Origin of the sequence: Streptomyces sp. MJM8645 (genome assembly GCF_001625365.1) — a bacterium.
In the GTDB taxonomy this organism is placed as follows: Bacteria; Actinomycetota; Actinomycetes; order Streptomycetales; family Streptomycetaceae; genus Kitasatospora.
Genome location: NZ_LJJF01000001.1, coordinates 3,471,684 through 3,494,218, shown reverse-complemented (window position 1 = coordinate 3,494,218; position 22,535 = coordinate 3,471,684). Strand labels below are relative to the sequence as shown.

Annotated in this window: 20 protein-coding genes; 15 read left to right on the top strand and 5 right to left on the bottom strand. The window is 73.2% G+C overall.

Annotated elements, in window-relative coordinates:
* Positions 1 to 230 precede the first annotated feature (230 nt).
* Both A6F73_RS14880 and A6F73_RS14875 read left to right on the top strand, forming a co-directional pair.
* The gene (locus A6F73_RS14880) at positions 231 to 1,793 is read left to right on the top strand and encodes an HtaA domain-containing protein (RefSeq protein ID WP_244293391.1); all 1,563 of its coding nucleotides are present in this window, start codon (positions 231 to 233) and stop codon (positions 1,791 to 1,793) included.
* 57 nt (positions 1,794 to 1,850) lie between these two features.
* Positions 1,851 to 3,518, top strand: coding sequence for an HtaA domain-containing protein (locus A6F73_RS14875; RefSeq protein ID WP_063348258.1), 1,668 nt, complete (start codon positions 1,851 to 1,853; stop codon positions 3,516 to 3,518).
* Positions 3,519 to 3,613: 95 nt separating this feature from the next.
* Here the strand turns inward: A6F73_RS14875 and A6F73_RS14870 are convergent, their stop codons facing one another.
* Positions 3,614 to 4,282, bottom strand: a complete 669-nt coding sequence (locus A6F73_RS14870) for a biliverdin-producing heme oxygenase (RefSeq protein WP_063348257.1) — start codon at positions 4,280 to 4,282, stop codon at positions 3,614 to 3,616.
* Between the two features lie 215 nt (positions 4,283 to 4,497).
* Positions 4,498 to 4,989 (bottom strand): inorganic diphosphatase, encoded by a 492-nt coding sequence (locus A6F73_RS14865; RefSeq protein ID WP_063348256.1) that lies wholly within the window; start codon positions 4,987 to 4,989, stop codon positions 4,498 to 4,500.
* Positions 4,990 to 5,065: 76 nt separating this feature from the next.
* Between A6F73_RS14865 and dacB the strand changes: the two genes are divergently transcribed.
* From dacB to folE, 6 genes are all read left to right on the top strand, one after another.
* Complete coding sequence (gene dacB, locus A6F73_RS44015; protein WP_063348255.1) at positions 5,066 to 6,736, top strand: D-alanyl-D-alanine carboxypeptidase/D-alanyl-D-alanine-endopeptidase; 1,671 nt, start codon at positions 5,066 to 5,068, stop codon at positions 6,734 to 6,736.
* 98 nt (positions 6,737 to 6,834) lie between these two features.
* Positions 6,835 to 8,010 carry a zinc-dependent metalloprotease gene (locus tag A6F73_RS14855; protein ID WP_063348254.1) on the top strand — a complete coding sequence of 392 codons (1,176 nt, stop codon included), beginning with the start codon at positions 6,835 to 6,837 and terminating at the stop codon, positions 8,008 to 8,010.
* A gap of 279 nt (positions 8,011 to 8,289) precedes the next feature.
* A complete protein-coding gene (gene tilS / locus A6F73_RS14850; RefSeq protein WP_063348253.1) occupies positions 8,290 to 9,417 on the top strand; it encodes a tRNA lysidine(34) synthetase TilS in 1,128 nt (375 codons plus the stop codon).
* A 70-nt stretch (positions 9,418 to 9,487) separates the two neighbouring features.
* A complete protein-coding gene (gene hpt / locus A6F73_RS14845) occupies positions 9,488 to 10,042 on the top strand; it encodes a hypoxanthine phosphoribosyltransferase (protein WP_063348252.1) in 555 nt (184 codons plus the stop codon).
* A 228-nt stretch (positions 10,043 to 10,270) separates the two neighbouring features.
* Positions 10,271 to 12,325 (top strand): ATP-dependent zinc metalloprotease FtsH, encoded by a 2,055-nt coding sequence (gene ftsH / locus A6F73_RS14840; protein WP_063348251.1) that lies wholly within the window; start codon positions 10,271 to 10,273, stop codon positions 12,323 to 12,325.
* A gap of 104 nt (positions 12,326 to 12,429) precedes the next feature.
* On the top strand, positions 12,430 to 13,035 hold the full coding sequence (gene folE / locus A6F73_RS14835; RefSeq protein ID WP_063348250.1) for a GTP cyclohydrolase I FolE: 606 nt from the start codon (positions 12,430 to 12,432) through the stop codon (positions 13,033 to 13,035).
* A gap of 75 nt (positions 13,036 to 13,110) precedes the next feature.
* On the opposite strand, the gene A6F73_RS14830 is transcribed toward folE, so the two are convergent.
* On the bottom strand, positions 13,111 to 14,265 hold the full coding sequence (locus tag A6F73_RS14830) for an alpha/beta hydrolase-fold protein (protein WP_063348249.1): 1,155 nt from the start codon (positions 14,263 to 14,265) through the stop codon (positions 13,111 to 13,113).
* Positions 14,266 to 14,641: 376 nt separating this feature from the next.
* Between A6F73_RS14830 and A6F73_RS14825 the strand changes: the two genes are divergently transcribed.
* From A6F73_RS14825 to A6F73_RS14795, 7 genes are all read left to right on the top strand, one after another.
* Positions 14,642 to 16,480 (top strand): phosphatidylglycerol lysyltransferase domain-containing protein, encoded by a 1,839-nt coding sequence (locus tag A6F73_RS14825; protein ID WP_079135693.1) that lies wholly within the window; start codon positions 14,642 to 14,644, stop codon positions 16,478 to 16,480.
* Positions 16,481 to 16,548: 68 nt separating this feature from the next.
* Positions 16,549 to 17,436 (top strand): dihydropteroate synthase, encoded by an 888-nt coding sequence (gene folP, locus A6F73_RS14820; RefSeq protein ID WP_063348247.1) that lies wholly within the window; start codon positions 16,549 to 16,551, stop codon positions 17,434 to 17,436.
* On the top strand, positions 17,433 to 17,930 hold the full coding sequence (locus A6F73_RS14815; protein WP_063348246.1) for a nuclear transport factor 2 family protein: 498 nt from the start codon (positions 17,433 to 17,435) through the stop codon (positions 17,928 to 17,930). The genes folP and A6F73_RS14815 overlap by 4 nt, the downstream gene beginning before the upstream one ends.
* Positions 17,931 to 18,177: 247 nt before the next feature.
* The gene (gene folB, locus A6F73_RS14810) at positions 18,178 to 18,537 is read left to right on the top strand and encodes a dihydroneopterin aldolase (RefSeq protein WP_063351209.1); all 360 of its coding nucleotides are present in this window, start codon (positions 18,178 to 18,180) and stop codon (positions 18,535 to 18,537) included.
* A gap of 40 nt (positions 18,538 to 18,577) precedes the next feature.
* Complete coding sequence (folK, locus tag A6F73_RS14805) at positions 18,578 to 19,177, top strand: 2-amino-4-hydroxy-6-hydroxymethyldihydropteridine diphosphokinase (RefSeq protein WP_063348245.1); 600 nt, start codon at positions 18,578 to 18,580, stop codon at positions 19,175 to 19,177.
* A 188-nt stretch (positions 19,178 to 19,365) separates the two neighbouring features.
* Positions 19,366 to 19,854, top strand: coding sequence for a DUF3180 domain-containing protein (locus A6F73_RS14800; RefSeq protein ID WP_063348244.1), 489 nt, complete (start codon positions 19,366 to 19,368; stop codon positions 19,852 to 19,854).
* 122 nt (positions 19,855 to 19,976) lie between these two features.
* The gene (locus A6F73_RS14795; RefSeq protein ID WP_159398460.1) at positions 19,977 to 21,176 is read left to right on the top strand and encodes a hypothetical protein; all 1,200 of its coding nucleotides are present in this window, start codon (positions 19,977 to 19,979) and stop codon (positions 21,174 to 21,176) included.
* A gap of 100 nt (positions 21,177 to 21,276) precedes the next feature.
* Here the strand turns inward: A6F73_RS14795 and A6F73_RS14790 are convergent, their stop codons facing one another.
* A complete protein-coding gene (locus A6F73_RS14790) occupies positions 21,277 to 21,852 on the bottom strand; it encodes a TerD family protein (protein ID WP_063348242.1) in 576 nt (191 codons plus the stop codon).
* Positions 21,853 to 21,976: 124 nt separating this feature from the next.
* Entirely contained in the window at positions 21,977 to 22,465 is a 489-nt protein-coding gene (locus A6F73_RS14785; protein WP_063351208.1) for a hypothetical protein, read from the bottom strand.
* Between the last annotated feature and the right edge of the window lie 70 nt (positions 22,466 to 22,535).

Here is a 22,535-nt window from a genome sequence, read left to right as displayed (position 1 = left end):
GGCGGGCCCGCGGGCCGCCCCGGTTCGGATCGTACTGCTGCTCAACGCGCTTCCCTTCGATGGGAGTTGTCGCCGCTCCGGTCCTGGTGGAGGGGTTGCGGCGGGACTCTTGACTCATATATTAGGTTAGCCTTACCTGAGTTCCGCAAGGGGGTCGGCGCCACGCCCGACCCCTCCCTTGCCGCGTCCTTCACCACCACTGACCGCACCCCGCCGAGGAGTGATCCGCCGTGCCCCTGTCCAGCCGGCTCCGCCGTCTGGCCGCCACCCTGGTGGCCGCCCTCGCCGCCCTGCTGGCGGTGGGCCTCTCACCCGGCCCGGCGCACGCGGCGGAGGGCAAGGTCGCCGGCGGGCGGCTGGACTGGGGCATCAAGCAGTCCTTCCTGACGTACATCACCGGCCCCATCGCCAAGGGGAGTTGGACGCTCAACGGCGGCGCGGCCACGGTCGGCGGCAGCACCTTCCGGTTCCACTCCGCGACCGGCGGCTACGACCCGGCGACCGGTGCGCTGACCGCCGCCTTCTCCGGCGGGGTCCGGTTCACCGGGCACCAGGAGAACGGCGCCAACGCGCTCGACCTGAGCCTCGGCCAGCTCACCGTCCGGGCCGTCCAGGGCGGCGCGGCCGGGCTGTACGCCGACGTCAGCAGCAAGTCCAAGGACACCGGACAGGTCAGCAACGCGAGCCAGGCCAAACTGGCCGAGCTCTCACTGGCCGGCGTCGACCTGCGCGGCGCGGCCGGCACCCTGACGCTCAGCAACGTGCCGGGCACCCTCACCGACGCCGGGGCCAAGGCCTTCGGCAACTTCTACCCCGCCGGGACGGCCCTGGACCCGCTCACCCTCTCGGTCAACCTGCCCGCCGCGCAGCCGACTTCGCAGGCCCCGTCGCCGACCGCCGCGGCCACCCCCTCGGCGGCCGCCGTGCCGACGCCGTCGGCGACCGCCGAGACCCCGTCCGCCGAGACCCCGACCGCCCCGCCCGGCGCCCAGGCCCCCGCCAGGACCGAGTTCGCCAACGGCGCCCTCGACTGGGGCGTGCGCCGCACCTTCCGCGACTACGTCACCGGCGCGATCGCCCAGGGCCGCTGGGAACTCGGCGCCGGCGCGGCGGACGGCGGAGCCTACTTCCGCTGGACCCCGGCCAAGGGCGGCTACGACCCCGCGAACGGCGACCTCACCGCCGCCTTCACCGGCACCGTGCGCTTCACCGGCCTGCGCAGCGGCGACACCTACGGCCTGGACCTCACCCTCGCCAACCCGGGCGTCACCGTGGCCGGCGGCCAGGGCCGACTGGTCGCGGACGTCTCCGGCCGGACCCCGGACGGCGCCACCCAGCAGCTCACCGGCGTCGAGCTGGCCGCCTTCGACCCGGCCGGCCTCAAGCCCGAGGGCGGCCTGCTGAAGGCCGTCGAGGTGCCGCTGAAGCTCACCGAGGGCGGCGCCAAGGCCTTCGGCGGCCTCTACCCGGCCGGCACCGAGATGGACCCGCTGAGCTTCGCCGTCGCGCTCGACCCGGCCGCGGCGCTGCCCCCGCTGCCGGACCTCGGCAGCGCCCCGGCCACCGCGCCGAGCGCCACCGCGACCCCCGCCACCAGCCCCTCCGCCGCGCCCGTCGCCTCCTCCTCCCAGGGCGGCTTCCCGGTGGCGGCCGTGGCCGGCGGCGCCGTGCTGGTGGCCGCGCTCGCCGTGATCGGCGGCCTGCTCGTCCGGCGCCGCCGCGCGGCCGCCGCGTCGGGCGCGGGCGCCGACGGCGGCCCCGGCGATGCGCCGGGCCCCGGCGACGCGGCCTGACACCCCGGAGCGTCCCCCCGCTCCCTCCCCCCGCCCCATCCGAACGGAGTACCCACCATGTCCCGCAACCGCACCCGGCTGGCCGCCCTCGCGGCCGCCACCGCCGGCCTCGGCCTGACCGCCCTCGGCGCCCCCGCACTGGCCTTCGGCGCGGGCGGCCCCGGCAGCGTCACGTACGACACCGGCGCGCTGGACTGGGGCGTGAAGGCCAGCTTCCGCAGCTACGTCAGCGGCCCGGCCTCCCAGGGCGGCGCCATCGAACTGACCGGCGGCGCCACCACCAACGCCGACGGCACCTTCCACTTCGGCCTGGCGAACGCCACGTACGACCTCGCCACCCACGCGCTGAGCTCCTCCTTCACCGGCGGGGTCCGCTTCACCGCCCACCACGGCGCGCTGGACGTCGCCCTCAGCGACCTCAAGGTCACCACCGCCGGGACGACCGGCACGCTCACCGCCGACACCGCGTCCAAGGAGTCGATGGGGGCCACCGAGGTCACCCGACGGGACGACGTGCCGCTGGTGACGTTCACCGTCGGGCGGGACACCACTACCGGGGTGCCGACGGCGGCGAAGCTGACCGAGCAGGGCGCCAAGGCCTTCGCGGGCTTCTACACGGCCGGGACGGACATGGACCCGCTGTCGCTGCTGCTGAAGCAGAGCCCGGCGACGCCGTCGCCGACGGCCACGGCGACCGCCACCGCTTCGCCGACGGCCCCGACCCCGACATCGACCCCGACCGCCACGGGCACGCCGACCGCCTCGCCGTCCGCCACCGGCACGCCGTCGGCCACGCCCACCGCCACGCCGTCGGCCACCACGACGCCGTCCGCGACGCAGTCGCCGAGCGCCACCGCCTCGCCGTCCGCGAGCGCCACCCCGTCCGCGACCGGGACCCCGGCGCCCACCGGTGCCCCCGGCCGGCTGCCCGTGCTGAACGGCACCCTCGACTGGAAGGTCAAGGAGAGCTTCCGCGCGTACCTGGCCACCCCGATGGCGAGCGGCAAGGTCGAGTTCGGCGGCGGCGCGGCCGACTACCGCTTCGGCGGCGCCACCGGCGGCTACAACACCGCCGACCACTCGCTGACCGCCGCGTTCGACGGCTCGGTCCGCTTCCTCGGCCACCCCGGCAAGGACGGCTGGGCGCTCGACACCACGCTCTCCAAGCTGGGCCTGACGATCGACCAGGGCGGCGCCTTCCTGACCGCCGACGTGAACGGCAAGTCCCCCGACGGCAAGGCGACGTCGCTGAGCGGCGCGCGGATCGCCAAGCTGGACGTGCCCGCCTCCGCCCTGAAGCCGGTCAACGGCGTGGTGACGCTCTCCGGCGTCCCGGCCACGCTCACCGCCGAGGGCGTCCCGGTGTTCTCCAACTACCCGGCGGGCACGGCCCTGGACCCGGTCAGCGCCACCCTGGCGTTCGACAAGGACGCCAAGCTGCCGGCCACCCCGCCGACCGCCGGGTCCGGTGCCGGCGCCGGTACTGGCGGCGCCAACCAGCCTGCCGGAGGCCAGGGTTCGGGCACCGGTACGGTCGGCGGCGCCTCGCTGACCACCGGCGGCGGCCTGACCGGTGCGGGCGCTGCGGGCGGTGCGGGCGGCGTGCTGGCCGCCACCGGTTCGCAGACCCCGGTGGTCCCGCTGCTGGCCACCGCGGCCGGTCTGCTGCTGGTCGGCGGCAGCGCCACCGTGCTGGTGCGCACCCGGCGCGGCGCGCGCTCCTGACGCACCCCCGGGACGCGCGACGGCCCCGGCGAGCAACCGCTCGCCGGGGCCGGTCCGTTGGCGCACCCAGGCGGGTGCGCCCTACGGGGAAACGTTCAGGCGCTCAGCGGGTAGCGCGCGTCCAGGTCCCGGAAGACCGCGCCGTTGAGCACGAAGGCCCGCTTGCACTCCTCGACCACCCGGCGCCGTTCCACCTCGTCCATCGCCAGCCCGGCCGCGTCCAGCCGGGCCCGGTAGTCGCGCTTGAAGGCGGCCGGGTTGTCGACCTCCTCGAAGACGTAGAACCGCACGCCGTCGCCCTTGCGCTCGAAGCCCCAGGTCTTCTCGGCGATGCCGCGGATGATCTGACCGCCGGACAGGTCGCCCAGGTAGCGGGTGTAGTGGTGCGCGATGTACCCGGCCGGCCACGTCTCGGCCAGTTCCTCCACCCGCGCGACGTACGCGGCGGTGGCCGGCAGCGGCGCCAGGCCGTCCTGCCAGTCCGGCCCGCGCAGGTGCGCCAGGTCGCGCTCGATGGCGGCGGTGCGCAGCAGTGCCCGGTCGATGAAGGGCCCGGCGAGCGGGTGCTCCGCCAGGTGTCCGGCGCGGCTCTCCAGGGCCCGGTAGACGTACCAGAGCTGGCCGGTGAGGTCGGCGTAGGCCTCGATGCCGAGCCGTCCGCCCAGCAGGTGGCTCATGAACGAGGACTGTTCCGCGGCCTCGTGCTCCTCGCTGCTGGCGGTGCGGAGCGCGGTGGAGAACGGGACGGGCTCGGGCGTGGGCATGCGGCCTCCAGGATCGGATTCGGCCCCGATTGTTTTGGTTAGCCTAACCTAACAAGCCGTCTTGCCGACAGGCTGTCGGCAAGGCGGCCGCTCCCGGCCCCGGACACGGCGAAGGCCGGGGCCCGCGGACGAATCCGCGAACCCCGGCCTCCGGCTGCCCCGACCTACCTCGAACTGCTCAGAACGATCTGATCGAGCGAGATCGGAACGACGGCTCAGTGACCGCCCTGCTCCGCCAGACGCTTGATCGAAGCGGTGACCTCGGCCTCGGCCTCGGCGCGGCCGACCCAGTTGGCGCCCTCGACGGACTTGCCCGGCTCCAGGTCCTTGTAGACCTCGAAGAAGTGCTGGATCTCCAGGCGGTCGAACTCCGACACGTGGTGGATGTCCCGCAGGTGCTCCCAGCGCGGGTCGGTGGCCGGAACGCACAGCAGCTTGTCGTCGCCGCCGGCCTCGTCGGTCATCTGGAACATGCCGATGGCGCGGCACTTGATGAGGCAACCCGGGAAGGTCGGCTCGTCCAGGATCACCAGCGCGTCCAGCGGGTCGCCGTCCTCGCCGAGCGTGCCCTCCACGTAGCCGTAGTCGGCCGGGTAGCGGGTCGAGGTGAAGAGCATCCGGTCGAGCCGCAGCCGGCCGCTCTCGTGGTCGACCTCGTACTTGTTACGAGAGCCCTTCGGGATTTCGATAAGGACGTCGAATTCCAACGGTTCCTCCAAGGTAGGGACTGACAGAATCCAAGTGTCTCCTACGGGAGTGAGTGCTCGGGAAAGGGGCCGGTCGGTGGGAACAGGGGTCGGGGCGGCGCGCCGCCGCAGGGGGACGGCCGCCGGACTGTTCGGAGCGGCCCTGCTGGTCGCCGGAACGGTCCTGACCTCGGGCGGAGCGTACGCGCAGCCCTCCCCGGGCCCCGGCGGCCACAGCACCGAGCACGGCGAGGGCGACGGCCGGGGCGACGGCCGGGACGGCCGCGACGGTGGGAAGGGCGGCCGGGGGAGGGGCGACGGCAAGCCCGGGCCGGGCGACACCCCGGCCACCCGCCCGGGCGAACAGCCCACCGCCCCCGGCACCGCCGCCGGCTCCACGCCCACCGGCACCGGCTCCACGGGCCCCACCGGCTCCGCCCCCGCCCCGGGTGGCGGCGCCCGCCCGGCCCCCGCCCCCGGCGCCGTCCTGGCCACCGTCGAGGCCGGCGGCTCCGCCGCCGCACCCACCGCCCAGGGCCTCCAGCAGGCGCTCGCCGCCGCCGTCGCCGACAAGAGCCTCGGCACCGTCACCTTCGCCGTCGCGGACGCCGCCGGCGGCCAACTCCTGTACGGCTCCGGCGAGAACACCCCGGGCACCCCCGCCTCCACCACCAAGCTGGCCACCGCGATCGCGGCCCTGTCGCTGATTCCCGGCGACACCCGGCTGACCACCCGGGTGGTCCGGGGCGCGGACCCCGGCACGATCACCCTGGTCGGCGGCGGCGACCCGACGCTCACCGCGCTGCCCGCCGACCAGGTCCAGATCGGTGGTCAGGCGGCCGATGCCGACACCGCCCCCGCCTCGCTCGACGCCCTGGCCCGGCAGACCGCCGCCGCCCTCAAGGCCGCCGGCACCACCACCGTCAAGCTCGACTACGACCTGTCGATGTACGCGGGCAACCCGCAGCACAAGAACCACGACGCGCAGAACATCGCCCTGGTCGTCCCGCTGATGGCCGACGAGGGCAGGGTGGACCCCAAGAGCCGTGACGAGGCGCCGGCCCGGGTCGCCGACCCGGCCGGGAAGGCCGCCGAGAGCTTCGCCGCCCTGCTCAAGGCCCAGGGCGTCACCGTCGACGGCACGGCCAAGCCCGCCGCCGCCCCGGCCGCCCCCGCCGCCCCGGCCGCCCCCGCCGCCACCGTCCTCGGCCGGGTGGACTCGCCGACCGTCGCCCGGCTGGTCGAGCGCATGCTCACCACCTCCGACAACCAGCTCGCCGAGGCGATGGCCCGTCAGGCGGCCCTCGCCGCAGGCCAGCCGGCCAGCTTCGAGGGCGCCGCCACCGCCGTCACCCGGGAACTCGCCAAGCTCGGCGTGCCGATGACGGGCGTGTCCCTGAACGACGGCAGCGGACTGCACCCGGGCAACGCCGTCCCGCCGGCCGTCCTCGTCCAACTCCTCGCCCTGGCCGCCTCCGACCAGCACCCGGCCCTGCGCCCGGTCCTCACCGGCCTGCCCATCGCCGGCTTCACCGGCACCCTCGGCAAGCGCTACGGCACCGGCTCGGGGGCCGCCGCCGCGGCCGGCCTGATCCGCGCCAAGACCGGCACCCTCAGCGGCGTCAACACCCTCGCCGGCACCGTCGTCGACGCCGACGGCCGCCTTCTGGCCTTCGCCGTCATGACCCGCACCACGGCCCCCGCCGACACCGCCCGCGCCGCCATGGACCGCATCGCCGCCCGCCTCGCCACCTGCGGCTGCCGCTGACCCGCCCGCGCCCCCGCCCCGGGCCCCGCCGGGGGCGGGGTGAGGGTGTTCGTCGCGGGTGGCTGCCGCTGGTGGGTGGGAGCACGTACGGTGAGGGCATGACGAGCGCGAGTGGCGGTGCTGGCATGGTCGACTGGAATCTCGCGGTCGCAACCGCGACCAGGTTGGTGCGGCCGGGGCCGGAGGTGAGTCGGGCGGAGGCGGCGGCCGTGGTCGCCGAACTGCGCCGGCACGCGCTGGAGGCCGAGGAGCACGTCCGGGCGTTCACGGGGATGCGGTCGAGCAGTCTGACGGCGGCCACCGCGACGCCGGTACTGGTGGTGGACCGCCCGGGCTGGGTGCGGGCGAACGTGGCCGGCTTCCGCACGGTGGTCCAGCCGCTGGTGGAGAAGCTCCAGGCGCGCCGGGCGAGCAGCCCGACGGCGGGGGTGTTCGGCGCGGTGGGGGAGAAGGCCACCGGCATCGAGGTGGGCGCGCTGCTGGCGTTCCTGGCCGGGAAGGTGCTCGGCCAGTACGAGACCTTCGCCCCGGCGGAGCCTTCGCTGGAGGCCCCGGACAGCCCGGCGGCGCTGTTCGACAAGCCGCGGCTGGGGCCGGAGGGCCCGGGGCCGGGCCGGCTGCTGCTGGTGGCGCCGAACATCGTGCACGTCGAGCGGGAGCTGGACGTCGACCCGTCCGACTTCCGGCTCTGGGTCTGCCTGCACGAGGAGACGCACCGGACGCAGTTCACCGCGGTGCCGTGGCTGCGCGACCACATCCAGTCCGAGGTGCAGTCCTTCCTGGCGGAGACGGACGTGGATCCGGGCGCCCTGCTGGACCGGCTGCGGGACGCGGCGGGTTCGCTCGGCGGCGGGCTGCCGGGTGTCGGGGGCCGGGAGGGCGTGCCGTCGGCGGGGCTGATGGAGGTCGTCCAGTCGCCGGCGCAGCGCGAGATCCTGGGCCGGCTGACGGCGGTGATGTCGCTGCTGGAGGGCCACGCGGACGTGGTGATGGACGGGGTCGGCCCGGCGGTGGTGCCGACGGTGGCGGAGATCCGGGAGAAGTTCCAGCAGCGCCGGGACCGCGGGGCGAACCGGCTCGACCTGCTGTTGCGCCGGCTGCTCGGCATGGACGCCAAGCTGCGCCAGTACCAGGACGGCGCGGTGTTCGTGCGCGGGGTGGTGGAGCAGGTCGGCATGGAGGGCTTCAACCGGGTCTGGACCTCCCCGAACACGCTGCCGACCAAGGAGGAGATCCACGATCCGGCCTCCTGGGTCGCCCGCGTCGCCCGCTGAGGCGGGCGCGGACGGGGCTCGGACCCCAAGCGCCGCGCGGTGGTCGGTGGTGGTCAAACCCGCTCGTACGAGTGGTCCAATCGGGCAGCCGGAGGGTGAAGATACGTTTCTCCATTCACCCGAACGTGGGACGGTGGTCGTACCGGTGGCGCGGGTGGCGTAGCGGGGTGCTCCTTTCTGCCACCATCTGTGAGCGCCCGGTAACAGGGCGCTCATGAAGCTGCGCGGCCCAGCCGCGCGAGCCGCCGTCCTTTCCCCTCCGTCGAGGAGTCGTCCGCCGTGGGTCCACACCCCGCAGTCGCAGCGATACGCCTGGCCGTCCGCCGCACGCTCACCGACCTCGCCGCCGAGGCCGGTACCACCTTCACCGCGCCCGTGCGCGAGCCCCGCGAGCGCCCGGCCGGGGCGCCCCTGGTGGGCGCCGCCGTCGGCACCACCCTGATCGGCAACGCCGCCCGGCACCCGTCCGGACTGCCCCGGACCCCGGCCGCCCCCGGCTCGCCGCTGGTGCTGGTCGCCGTCAGCGGCGGCGCCGACTCGATGGCGCTGGCCATCGCCGCCGCCTTCGAAGCCCCCAAGATCGGCCTGCGGGTCGGCGCCGTCACCGTGGACCACGGCCTGCAGCCCGGCTCCGCCGACCGGGCCGCCCAGGTGGCCGAACGGCTGCGCTCGCTCGGCCTGGACCCGGTCGAGGCGATCCCGGTGCGCGTCGGCCGGTCCGGCGGCCCGGAGGCCGCCGCCCGGGACGCCCGCTACGCGGCCCTGGACACGGCCGCCGAACGGCTCGGCGCGGTCGCGGTGCTGCTCGGCCACACCCGGGACGACCAGGCCGAGACGGTGTTGCTGGGCCTGGCGCGCGGTTCGGGCTCCCGCTCGCTGGCCGGGATGCCGGCGCAGAAGGGCCGCTACCGCCGCCCGCTGCTGGAGCTGGACCGGGCGGCCACCCGGCAGGCCTGCTCGGCCCAGGCGATCCCGGTCTGGGACGACCCGCACAACTGTGATCCCGCCTACACCCGCTCCCGGGTCCGGCACGAGGTGCTGCCGGTGCTGGAGAAGCACCTGGGCGGCGGGGTGGTCGAGGCGCTGGCCCGCACCGCCCGGCTGTTCCGCGACGACGCGGACGCCCTCGACCAGTGGGCCTCCCTGGCCGAACGCGACCTCCGGACGGGTGAGGGCGCCCTGGACGCCGTGAAACTCGCCGAACTCCCGCCCGCGGTCCGCCGCCGGGTGCTGCGCCGGGCCGCGCTGCGGGCGGGCTGCCCGGCCGGGGACCTGTTCGCGCGGCACCTGGAGACGATCGACCTGCTGGTCACCGGATGGCGCGGCCAGGGACCGCTGCACCTACCCGGGGGCGTCGAGGCCACCCGCAGGTGTGGCACGCTGGTCTTTCGGCGGCAGGGCGACTGACGGGCGGGCATGTCCCGGGGTAGTCGGCCGCCGGCCACACAGACCCCGAACGTTTGAGGACGTATCCCCGGTGGACCAGAACGACATGGGCGCTGACCTCGCGAAGGTGCTCATCAGCAAGGACGAGATCGACGCCAAGCTCCTGGAGCTGGCCGAGCGCATCGACCGGGACTACGCAGGCAAGGACCTGCTGATCGTCGGCGTCCTCAAGGGGGCTGTGATGGTCATGGCCGACCTCGCCCGGGCCCTGCACTCGCAGGTCACCATGGACTGGATGGCGGTGTCCTCCTACGGCATGGGCACCAAGTCCTCCGGCGTGGTCCGCATCCTGAAGGACCTGGACACCGACATCGCCGGCCGGGACGTCCTGATCGTCGAGGACATCATCGACTCCGGTCTGACCCTGTCCTGGCTGCTGGGCAACCTGAGCTCGCGCGGCCCGGCCTCGCTGGAGGTCTGCGCCCTGCTGCGCAAGCCGGACGCGGCCAAGGTCGAGATCGACGTGAAGTACGTCGGTTTCGACATTCCGAACGAGTTCGTGGTCGGCTACGGCCTGGACTACGCGGAGAAGCTGCGTAACCTGCCCTTCATCGGGACGCTCGCCCCGCACGTCTACGGGGGCTGAGGACTCCGTTCGGGCTACGGATGGGAACAGGAGCCGGTTCCCGCCCGTTGGACCGGGGGGACCAAGAACGACGGCCGTGTCGCTGCGCTCCCGCCATGCGCGGGTGTGACTGCGGTACGGTCCATTAAAACCGCTCTTCACATGAGCACCGACCAGGATGCGCCGGCGGCACCCAGCCCGCGGCGCCGCTGAGTGGCAGGAGGGACGGGGCGGCAACGCCCCGCATGGATGGACGTCAAGCGATACTTCCGTGCGCCGATCATGTGGATCGTGCTGGCCGTCCTCGCCGTCATCGTCTTGATGCAGGTCGTTTCGGATTCGAACGGCTACAAGACGGTGGACACCGGTCAGGTCGTCGCGGCGATCGACGCGAAGCAGGTCAAGTCGGCGCAGATCACCACTGGTGACTCGAACACGATCAAGATCCAGCTGAAGGACGGCGCCACGCTGTCCAACGCCGGTACCGGCAAGACGCCGTCCGGCAGCAAGTTCCAGGCCTCGTACATCGGCGACCAGGGTGTTGCGATCGCCGACAAGCTCCAGGCCCAGATCAACGACAACGACCAGAGCACGCTCGCCGAGGGCTACACCATCAGCCCCGAGAAGCAGAGCACCTTCGTCAGCCTGCTGCTGTCGATGCTCCCGATCGTCATCATCGTCCTGGTCTTCCTGTTCCTGATGAATCAGATGCAGGGCGGCGGCTCCCGGGTCATGCAGTTCGGCAAGTCCAAGGCCAAGCTGCTCACCAAGGACACCCCGAAGACGACCTTCGCGGACGTCGCGGGCGCCGACGAGGCGGTCGAGGAGCTCCACGAGATCAAGGAGTTCCTCCAGGAGCCGGCCAAGTTCCAGGCCGTCGGCGCCAAGATCCCCAAGGGTGTGCTGCTCTACGGCCCGCCCGGTACCGGCAAGACCCTGCTGGCGCGTGCCGTCGCGGGCGAGGCCGGGGTGCCGTTCTACTCGATCTCCGGCTCGGACTTCGTCGAGATGTTCGTGGGTGTCGGCGCCAGCCGCGTCCGCGACCTCTTCGAGCAGGCCAAGGCGAACGCCCCGGCGATCGTCTTCGTCGACGAGATCGACGCCGTCGGCCGGCACCGCGGTGCCGGTCTGGGCGGCGGTCACGACGAGCGCGAGCAGACCCTCAACCAGCTGCTGGTCGAGATGGACGGCTTCGACGTCAAGGGTGGCGTGATCCTGATCGCGGCCACCAACCGCCCCGACATCCTGGACCCGGCGCTGCTGCGCCCGGGCCGCTTCGACCGTCAGATCTCGGTCGAGCGCCCCGACCTCCAGGGCCGGCTGGACATCCTCAAGGTGCACCAGAAGGGCAAGCCGATCGCGCCCGACGTCGACCTCTCGGCCGTCGCGAAGCGCACCCCCGGCTTCACCGGCGCGGACCTGTCGAACGTCCTCAACGAGGCCGCTCTGCTGACGGCCCGTTCGGACAAGAAGCTGATCGACAACGGCATCCTGGACGAGGCGATCGACCGCGTCGTGGCCGGTCCGCAGAAGCGCACTCGGATCATGTCCGAGCGGGAGAAGAAGATCACCGCGTACCACGAGGGCGGCCACGCCCTGGTGGCGGCGGCGTGCCCCAACAGCGACCCGGTGCACAAGATCACGATCCTCTCGCGCGGCCGGGCCCTCGGCTACACCATGGTGCTGCCGGACGAGGACAAGTACTCCACCACCCGCAACGAGATGCTCGACCAGCTGGCCTACATGCTGGGCGGGCGTGCGGCGGAGGAGCTGGTCTTCCACGACCCGACCACCGGTGCGTCGAACGACATCGAGAAGGCCACCGCCACCGCCCGGGCCATGGTGACCCAGTACGGCATGACCGAGCGGCTCGGCGCCATCAAGTTCGGCTCGGACAACGCGGAGCCGTTCCTGGGCCGTGAGATGGGCCACCAGCGCGACTACTCGGAAGAGGTCGCCGGGCTGGTGGACGAAGAGGTCAAGAAGCTCATCGAGAACGCGCACAACGAGGCCTGGGAGATCCTGGTCGAGAACCGCGACGTGCTCGACAACCTGGTTCTGGAGCTCCTGGAGAAGGAGACCCTGAACAAGGAGCAGATCGCGGAGATCTTCGCCACGATCGTCCGGCGCCCGGCCCGGCCGGCCTGGACGGGCTCGTCCCGTCGCACGCCGTCCACCCGGCCTCCGGTGCAGTCCCCGAAGGAGCTGGCGCTCACCAACGGCGCCGCCGCGATCGACACCGCCCCGGTGGACATCGTGAAGCTCCCGCCGCTGCCGAGCGCGGAGCCGCCCGCCGAGGGCTGATCCCGCGCACCGTACGGAATGGATGCCGCGTCACCGGGGTTTGTACCCTGGAGACGCGGCATCCGTGCTGTTCAGCAAAGTCGTCCCAAGTAAGCGAGGCCCGCATGATCGACCCGGTGACGCTCGACGGTCCACCCACCGTCGGGACCTTCGACCAGAAGCGGGCCGAGAACGCCATCCGCGAGCTGTTGCTCGCCGTGGGTGAGGACCCGGACCGCGAGGGGCTGCTGGAGACCCCGGCCCGGGTCGCGCGCGCCTACAAGGAGATATTCGCGGGCCTCTGGCAGGAGCCCGAGGACGTCCTCACCACCACCTTCGACCTCGGGCACGACGAGATGGTGCTCGTGAAGGACATCGAGCTGACGTCCGTCTGCGAGCACCACCTGGTGCCGTTCCGCGGCGTGGCGCACGTCGGGTACATCCCGTCCGCCAGCGGCAAGATCACCGGCCTGTCCAAGCTGGCCCGGCTGGTCGACGTCTACGCCCGCCGCCCCCAGGTGCAGGAGCGGCTGACCAGCCAGGTGGCCGACGCGCTGATGCGGATCCTGGAGCCGCGCGGGGCGATCGTCGTGGTCGAGTGCGAGCACATGTGCATGTCGATGCGCGGCATCCGCAAGCCCGGCGCCAAGACCATCACCTCGTGCGTCCGCGGCCAGCTGCGCGACCCGGCGACCCGGGCCGAGGCGATGAGCCTCATCATCGGCCGATAGCGCAACGGCCGGCCGGTCCCTCGGACCGGCCGGCCGTCGCCTGCCCGCGCCACCCGCCCGCGCCACCCGCCCGCGTCAGCCGAGCCGCTCGCCGATCCACTCCAGCGAGGACGGCAGCTCACGGGTCCAGCTGTCGAAGTTGTGGCCGCCGTCGTCCAGGTAGAGCGAGTCGACCTTGAACTGCGGGTTGGCCGCGGCGACCTGCTGGGCGTGGCCGACGAACTGGAGGGTCTGCGCGAAGTCGCCCTCCTTGCGGGAGGAGACCACCAGCAGCGAGAGGGCGGGGGCCGGGAGGTTCGTCAGCCGCCAGTCGAGGTCGCTCTGCTGCGCCAGGGCGGCGTCGCCGGCGAACAGGTCGCCGCCGGTGAACTGGTCCTCCTTGACCTTGTACTCGCTGTGCAGGCCCACCCCACTGCCGTAGACGTTCGGGAAGCGCATCGCCAGCCGCAGCGCGCAGCTGCCCCCGGTCGAGTAGCCGAAGACGGACCAGGAGGCGGCCGAGCGGCCGGTCCGGTAGGCGGTGCGGAGCGCCTCCGGCAGGTCCTTGGTGAACCAGGTCTCGGCGCGCGGGCCGCCGGGGACGTCCACGCACTCGGTGTCACGCGGTGGGGCGACCGTCGGGCGGGCCATGACCACGATGGTCGGCGGCATCTTGCCGGACTTCTGCAGCTCGCCCGCGGTGCGCAGGACGGGCAGCTCCTTGATCAGGTTGAGCGTGGTGCCGGGGAAGCCGGAGATGGCGACCAGGACGGGGAAGCGGACCAGGGCGAACTTCGGGTCGAAGTACTCGGGCGGCAGGTAGACGAACAGCTGGTCGGACAGCCCGGTCTCCTTGCCGGTGACCCGGACCGATTCGACCTTGCCGGTCTCCTCGGGCGGGCCCTTGGGCAGGTCGGTGACGGTCTCCAGACCGCCCTCGGTGGTCGGCTGGACCGGCGTGTCCGAGGCCGAGGTGCCGCCCTTGTGGTTCTCGTTGCTGGTCAGCGCGAGCTTGGTGCTGCCGGGGCTGAGCAGGTCGTCCCACGAGGTGTAGAACCCGAAGGAGTTGTTCACCGCCAGCGCCAGCACGGCCACGACCGCGACTTGAGTGACGGTCAGCAGGCCGATCCGGCCGAGGACGGGCAGCGGGCGCTGGCGCGCCAGCCGCGGCCAGAGCCACAGGGTGGTGACGAGAGCCGCGGCGCCGAGTGCGAGCAGCGAGTTCACCAGTGCGTCGCTGGTCAGTTCCATGCAGTCGGCCTTCCGATGGGACACTGTCGGTGCACGCCTCATCGTCTGGCGGCCCGTCAGCTCCGGCCACCGCGACTAGGCTGTCCGGATGCCCGGGCGAGCTGGGAGGGCGGGGGGAGCCGTAGGCAACCGGCGCCCTAGAATGCGGCGTCCACCGTACGTACGGCGTACCGGAGGACCCTGCCGCGCCACGCGGCGGCAGGGCTTCGGCTCCGTCCCCGGCTCCACCGCAGCGCGCCCACGGCACCGGTTTACCGACCGTTTCCGGATCCTTGGTATGCGCATTGCCTGATGAAGGAAAAGGCATTGAAGGTCCATCACACGTGCTCCCCCGGAGTGACCGGACGGCGTCCCGCAGCCTCTACGCTGAGCTTCCATGAGCGTTCCCGTGTCCGTTGAGCCGAGCCCCGAGCAGCCGCGTCGTCGACGCGGCCTGCAGACGCTTCGCACCCAGGCGGCGGCCGTTCCGAGGGCCTGGCTGCCCCGCGCGGTCGGGTACGCCTGTCTGCTGATCGGCCTGGTCGACATCGCCAGCGCGGTGTTCCCCAAGCTCCGGCACTCCAAGATGCACACCTTCACCGGGCAGCTGCCCGGCGGCACCACCTCGCTGGCCGCGGTCGGGACGATGATGGTCGGCCTGCTGCTGGTGCTGCTCGCGCACGCGCTGCGCCGGCGCAAGCGGCGGGCCTGGCGGGCGGTGTGCGTGCTGCTGCCGGTCGGCGCCGCGCTGCACATCGTGCGCTGGCACCAGGTCGGCCCGGCCGTGGTCTCGCTGGCGGTCTTCGTGGTGATGCTGGTGCACCAGCGCGAGTTCTACGCCAAGGCCGACCCGCGCACCCGCTGGCGGGCGCTGGTCAACCTGATCGTGATGGGCGCCGTCAGCGTGCTGCTCGGCCTGCTGATCGTGAGCACCCGGACCAAGTACGAGATCGGCTACCCGGCCCTGCCCGAGCGCCTCCAGCACGTCGTGTACGGGCTGTTCGGCTTCGAGGGGCCGATCCGGTACAACAACGTCCGGATGTCCGACCTGGTCGCCTACCTGCTCGGCGGGCTGGGCCTGCTGACCGCCTTCACCACCGCCTACCTGGCGCTGCGCCCGGGCAAGCCCAAGCCGGAGCTGACCCCGGAGGACGAGGAGAAGGTCCGCGAACTGCTCACCCGGCACGGCGAGCGCGACTCGCTCGGCTACTTCGCGCTGCGCCGCGACAAGAGCGTGCTGTTCTCGCCCACCGGCAAGGCCGCGATCTCCTACCGGGTGGTCTCCGGCGTGATGCTCGCCTCCGGCGACCCGGTCGGCGACGTCGAGGCCTGGCCGGGCGCGATCAAGGTGTTCATGGCCGAGGCCCGCGAGCACGCCTGGGTGCCGGCCGTGATGGGCTGCAGCGAGGTCGGCGGCGAGGTCTGGACCCGCGAGGCGGACCTGGACGCGCTGGAGCTGGGCGACGAGGCGATCGTCGACACCGCCACCTTCTCGCTCGCCGGCCGGGCCATGCGCAACGTCCGCCAGATGGTCAAGCGGATCGAGCGCAACGGCTACTCCTGCCAGGTGCGCCGGGTCCGCGACCTCAGCCCGGAGGAGAAGCAGCGGATCGCCGACGCCGCCGCCCGCTGGCGCGGCACCGACACCGAGCGCGGCTTCTCGATGGCCCTCGGGCGCTTCGGCGACCCGCTGGACGACGACTGCGTGGTGGTCACCGCCCACAAGGCCCCGGAGGAGGGCGAGAGCGGCGACGACCTGAAGGCCGTGCTGCACTTCGTGCCGTGGGGGCCGGACGGCATCTCGCTGGAGCTGATGCGCCGCGACCGCGCGGCCGACCCGGGCCTGAACGAGCTGCTGATCGTCGCCGCCCTCCAGGCCGTGCCCGCGATGGGCGTGCGCCGGGTGTCGCTCAACTTCGCGATGTTCCGCTCGGCGCTGGCCCGCGGCGAGCGGATCGGCGCCGGCCCGGTGCTGCGGGCCTGGCGCGGACTGCTGGTGTTCCTCTCGCGCTGGTTCCAGATCGAATCGCTGTACAAGTTCAACGCCAAGTTCCAGCCCGAGTGGGAACCGCGCTTCCTGGTCTTCCCGAACACCCGGGACCTGCCGCGGATCGGCTTCGCCGCGATGCAGGCCGAGGCCTTCATCACCCTCGGCATGCCGCGCTTCGGCCGCCGGCGCCAGCGGGAGGGCCTGATGCCCACCCCGGGCGCCCGCGACGTCACCGAGGCCGCCTGAGGCACCGCCGCGACCAACGGGGCCCCCGCCGAGAATCCTCGGCGGGGGCCCCGTTCGATAATGGGCACATGAGCAACTCGCCGTCCTTCTCGCTGCCGGCCGGACTGCCGCGGCTCGACCGCTGCGCCGTGATGGGTGTGGTCAACGTCACGCCCGACTCCTTCTCGGACGGCGGCCTCTGGCACGACCCCGCCAAGGCGATCGCGCACGGGCTCGCCCTGCGTGCCCGCGGTGCGGACCTGGTGGACGTCGGGGGCGAGTCCACCCGGCCCGGCTCGCAGCGGGTGCCCGAGGAGGAGGAGCTGCGCCGGGTGCTGCCGGTGGTGCGCGAGCTCGTCGCCGCCGGGGTCGTGGTGTCGGTCGACACCATGCGGGCCTCCGTCGCCGAGCAGGCCGTGGCGGCCGGTGCCGCGCTCGTCAACGACGTCTCCGGCGGGCTCGCCGACCCGGCGATGGCACAGGTGGTCGCCGACACCGGCGCGCCCTTCGTGGTGATGCACTGGCGCGGCCAGTCCGCGGACATGGAGCGGCTGGCGGTCTACCGGGACGTGGTGGCGGACGTCGTCGCCGAGCTGGCCGTCCGGGTGGACGCGCTGCTGGCGGCCGGGGTCAAGGAGGACCAGCTGATCCTCGACCCGGGGCTCGGCTTCGCCAAGACCCCCGAGCACAACTGGGCGCTGCTCGGCCGGCTGGACGCGCTCACCGCGCTCGGCCGTCCCGTCCTCGTCGCCGCATCGCGCAAGCGGTTCCTGGGTACGCTGCTGGCCGACCCGCAATCCGGGGCGCTGCGCCCGGCCCGGGAGCGCGACGACGCGACCGCCGCGGTGTCGGTGCTGTCGGCCCAGGCCGGCGCCTGGGCGGTGCGGGTGCACGACGTGTCCGGCACGGCGGACGCCGTCCGGGTGGTCGCGGCCTGGCAGCACGCGGCCCGGCAAGGGGTGAGGGAGGGTCTGTGACAGGTGACGGCAGGCTGAGCGGCGGAACGGCCGGCCAGGCCCGCGAGGCGGACCTGGAGGCGGTGCTCGCGGCGAACCAGGCGCTCTACCAGGCACTGGAGGAGGGGGACCTGGAGGCGGTCGAGGACGCCTGGCTGGGGGCCGCGGACGCGGACGACAAGGGCGGCGTGGTGTGCGTGCACCCCGGCTGGCCGGTGCTGCGCGGGCGGGCGCAGGTGACCCGCTCGTACATGCTGATCATGATGAACACGGAGTACATCCAGTTCTTCCTGACCGATGTCGAGGCCGAGGTCCACGGAGATGTGGCCCTTGTCACGTGCACCGAGAACATCCTCTCCGGCGGCGAGGCGGAGGAGGAGGGGGAACTCGGTCCGCTGGTCGGCGGAAAGGTCGTATCCACGAATCTGTTCCGCCGTACCCCGGGCGGGTGGAAGCTCTGGTCGCACCACGGTTCACCCGTTCTGACCAGCGGCGACGACGAGGACGAGGACTGATTCGGGCGGCCTTCGGAAAACGCCGCCGGGAGGTCGCCCGGGAATTCCCGAGTGGTCACCGAACGTTCACGTCAATCGCCATTCCGGTGCGCGTGGCGACGGTTCGTGCCGGGTAGGACGGTCAGACGTTGTCAGCGCCCGCGGGTAGATTCGAAACGGAGTGGCGGGTGTGCTGCCCGCCTTCGCCCCGCCCGTCCATGCCATTCTCCGGGTGGGGCCCGTCCGACTGGGAGCAGTGATTCGTTTGCTGGACCGCGTCACCCTGCGGGGGCTGCGTGCCCGGGGCAACCACGGCGTCTTCGAGCGCGAGCGCATCGAGGGCCAGACCTTCGTGGTCGACCTCGTGCTGTACCTGGACACCCGCCCCGCCGCGTCCGGCGACGACCTCACCCGCACGGCGCACTACGGCCTCGTGGCCGAGGAGGTCACCGCGATCATCGCCGGGGAGCCGGTCGACCTGATCGAGACCCTGGCCCAGCGCATCGCCGACCAGTGCCTGAAGCACGAAGCGGTCGAGGAGGTCGAGGTGACCGTGCACAAGCCCGACGCCCCGATCACCGTGCCGTTCGACGACGTGACCGTGACCATTCACCGGGGCCGCGCATGACCGCCGCCGTGCGCCCCGTTCCAGTTGCAGAGGGATCTCGATGAGCACCAGCGACCCGACCGCCTCGCCGACCACGTTCGACCTGGAGAGCCGGGTGGACTCCGCCGACACCACACTGCACAGCCAGCACTGCGCGGTGATCGCACTCGGCAGCAACCTGGGCAACCGCCTGGACACCCTCCAGGGCGCCGTCGACGCGCTCGCCGACACCCCCGGGCTCAAGATCAAGGCCGTCTCCGCGGTCTACGAGACCGAGGCCGTCGGCGGCCCGGACGAACAGCCCAACTACTACAACGCGGTCGTCGTGCTGCGCACCTCGCTGCCGCCGCGCGACCTGCTGGAGCGCGGCAACGCGATCGAGGACGCGTTCGGGCGGGTCCGGACGGTGCACTGGGGTCCCCGGACCCTGGACGTCGACATCCTGGCCTACGAGGGCGTGCTCAGCGACGACCCGCAGCTGCTGCTGCCGCACCCGCGCTCGCACGAGCGGGCCTTCGTGCTCGCCCCCTGGCTGGACGCCCAGCCGGAGGCCGAGGTGCCCGGCCACGGGCAGGTCGGCGCACTGCTGGACGCGCTCGGCGGCCCGGGCGCGCAGGGCGTCCGGCGGCGGGACGACATCCGGCTGACGCTGCCGGAGTGACCGGCCGCGGCCCGGCGGCCCGGTGAGGGCGGCCGGGGAACTCGACCGGGGTGCCCGGCCGTACGAGTAGGTGTCCGCCGTTCGCGCGGGTGCCCGCCCGGTCGGGCCCGGTACGGTGGCCTGGCGCCGCCGTGCCGGGCCACCGGGCGACGGCCGGCTCTGGTAACCCCGGGAAGGACCTCCTCCGAGTGAAGCTGCTTCGCCTCCGCCTGCTGGTCGGCATCACCGCTGCTACCACGGCGCTGTCCTGGGCCGGTGCCAAGCTCTGGGCCTCCCTGGACACGCTGCCGGCCGTGCCGGTCGCGGCGCCGGTGGTGCTGGCGGCGGTGGCGGTGGTCCTGTTGGCGACCGCCCTCTCGCTGCGGTCCCGGCTGAAGGCGGTGCGCGAGCGGCAGCCCGGCGCGAAGGGCGTCGACCCGCTGCTGGCGGCCCGGGCGGTGGTGCTGGGGCAGGCCAGCGCGCTGGTCTCGGCGGTGGTCACCGGCGTCTACGCGGGCGCGGGGATCTTCCTGCTGGGCGAGCTGGACGTGTCGGCGCGCAAGGACCAGGCCGTCACGGCCGGGCTCGCGGTGCTGGCGGGGGCCGCGGTGATCGCGGCGGCGCTCTGGTTGCAGCACGTGTGCAAGCTGCCGGAGAACCACGACGATCCGAGCGGCCCGGCGCCCTCGCCCCGTTGAGCAGGTCCTTTTTCGTGATCTTGAGTGAAACGCCGGGCACGTGCGGTAAAACTTGCGCACTGTCAAGGGCGGAAGAGGACCCTGGGCTGACACGGCCCCAATTCGCACGCTAGTTTCTTGGCATGTCTCGCGGACGCCACCGTCATTCCTCCGTCCTCGGCCGGATCTTCCCCCCCACCGCCGCCGGCGTGCTGCTCGTCGCTGCGCTGGCCGCCCTGCTCTTCAGTCAGGACGCCGTCCTGGTGCGTTCGGTGGGTGTCGCGGCGGTCGTCGCGACGCTCGGCTTCGCGCTGCTGCTGCGGCAGCGGGACAAGGCGGCCCGGGCGGCCGCCGAGATGGCCGCGGCGCAGCGGCTGCGGGCCGAGGAGCGGTTCGAGGAGCAGCTGGCGGAGGCCGAGTACGCGGCTGAGGTCGCCGAGGAGCGGGCCACCCGGTTCGGGCGGCGGCTGACGGCGGAGAAGTCGCGGCTGGCGAAGGCCGAGACCGAGATCGCCCGGCTGCTGCGGGAGCGGGCCGTGACGGTGGCCGAGCAGGCGCTCAAGGAGGCCGAGGCGGCCCAGCGGGCGCTCGCCGCGAGCCGCCCCAAGTACCCGGCCAGCCCGGCCGCGTTCGTCCGTGCCGCGTCCGTGCTGCGGGTGCTGGAGCGGCGGGCGGCGGAGCAGGAGGCGCGGCGGGAGCGGACGGCGGGCTCGGCGGTCGCGCTGCGGGCGCGTACGGCGCCGGCCGCTGCGGCCCCGGCGCCCGTGCCTGCCGTGGTGGCGCCCTCGGTGCCGGCGCCGGTGGCTCCCGCGGTGCCGACTCCGGAGCAGGCTCCGGTGGCACAGGCACAGGCACAGGCACAGGCACAGGCACAGGCACAGGCGTCGGTGCGGCCCGCGCCGGTGCGCCCGGCGCTGACCGCCACGGTCGGGCAGCTCGGCGGGACGCCGTCCGCTCCGGTCGCGGCGCCCGCGCCGGTGGAGCGGCAGCGGCCGCGGTCGGCGCAGCCCGGGGCGGTGCGCGGGCCGGGCTTCAGCTTCTTCGGCCGTGGTGCGGGCGCGGCCGTGCGGGCGGCGGCCCCGGCGCCCGCGGTGGGCAGCGTCGCCGAACTGGGCGAGCGCACGGACCTGGCCGACGTGGTGGGCGACGAGGCGGTGGCCGCGCAGGCGAAGGCCGAGGCGCAGGAGGCCCAGGAGGCTCGTGAGGTGCAGGAGGCCGTGGCCGGCTCGCAGGCGTCGCAGCCGGCGGCCGAGCCTGCGCCGGGCGCGCCCGCGGTGGTGGACCTGACCCCGGAGGACGAGACCGAGCTGATTCAGCTGCCGGAGCTGCGCGCCTCGCGTTAGGTCCGGATACGCGAAAGCGGCGCGGGACATCGGTGTGACCGATGTCCCGCGCCGCTTTCGTTCCGGCGGTGCGCCGGGCCGGGAGGGGCCCGGCGGGGTGTCAGAGCTGGACGCCGAAGTCCTGGGCGATGCCCGCCAGGCCGGAGGCGTAGCCCTGGCCGACGGCGCGGAACTTCCACTCGCCGCCGTTGCGGTAGAGCTCGCCGAAGATCATGGCGGTCTCGGTGGCGGCGTCCTCGGAGAGGTCGTAGCGGGCGATCTCGGCGCCGCCGGCGGCGTTCACCACGCGGATGTACGCGTTGCGGACCTGGCCGAAGCTCTGGCCGCGGGCGACCCCGTCGTAGATGGTGACGGGGAAGGTGATCTTGACGGCCTCGGCCGGCAGGCCGGCCAGGTTGACGTTGAGCGACTCGTCGTCGCCGGCGCCCTCGCCGGTGCGGTTGTCACCGGTGTGCACGACGGTGTTGTCCGGGCTGCTGGTGTTGTTGAAGAAGACGAAGTGCCCGTTGGAGAGCACCTTGCCGTCCGCGTTCAGGACGATCGCGCTGGCGTCGAGGTCGAATTCGGTGCCGGTCGTGGTCCGGACGTCCCAGCCCAGGCCGACACTGACCGCGGACAGGCCCGGGGCCTCCTTGGTCAGCGAGACGTTGCCACCCTTGGAGAGGCTCACTGGCATGGCGATTGAAGTCCTTTCGTTCGCTTTTTCCGGGACAACGCCATACTCCGGTGGGTTGGTTCCGCGAAGTCCGTGAATTCTTCGTGGATGCCAATCCGCTGGCAAAGGTCTGACAATGCCCTGGTCAGATCCGGGGGAACCGGCCCTGTAGCGACCAGATGTTCGGATTGTCGGCCAGCTCGGGGTGCATATCGAAGAGGTCGGCGAGGGTGTCCTGGAGGAAGTCCCGGGCCTCGCGCCGCAGCTCGCCGTGGCGGACCACGGCGGGCGGCTCGTCCGGCAGCCAGGTCGAGGTGATCTCGACCCAGTTGAAGCGGCGGGCGAACCGCAGCAGCTCGGTGTTCTGGGTGAAGTCGAGGTCGGCGGTCTGCACCCGGGCGGCCCGGCCGCCGTCCGGGTCGCGGTCCAGTTCCTCGACGATGTCGCACAGCGCCCAGGCGAAGTCGAGCACCGGCACCCACCCCCAGCCGGTGGACAGCTCGGCGCCCTCGGCGTCCAGGTAGACGTCGCCGCAGAACAGGTCGTACCGCAGGGACCGCACCGGGGCGGAGCGGTAGTCCGTCTGCGGGGGGTCGGGGAAGCGGTTGGAGAGGGAGTAGCCGAGCTCGATCACGTACGCCATTGTCCGGGCTGCGGGCGGTGGTGCGGAACCGGGCCGTCGGCCGTCGCGGATAACCGGGTGA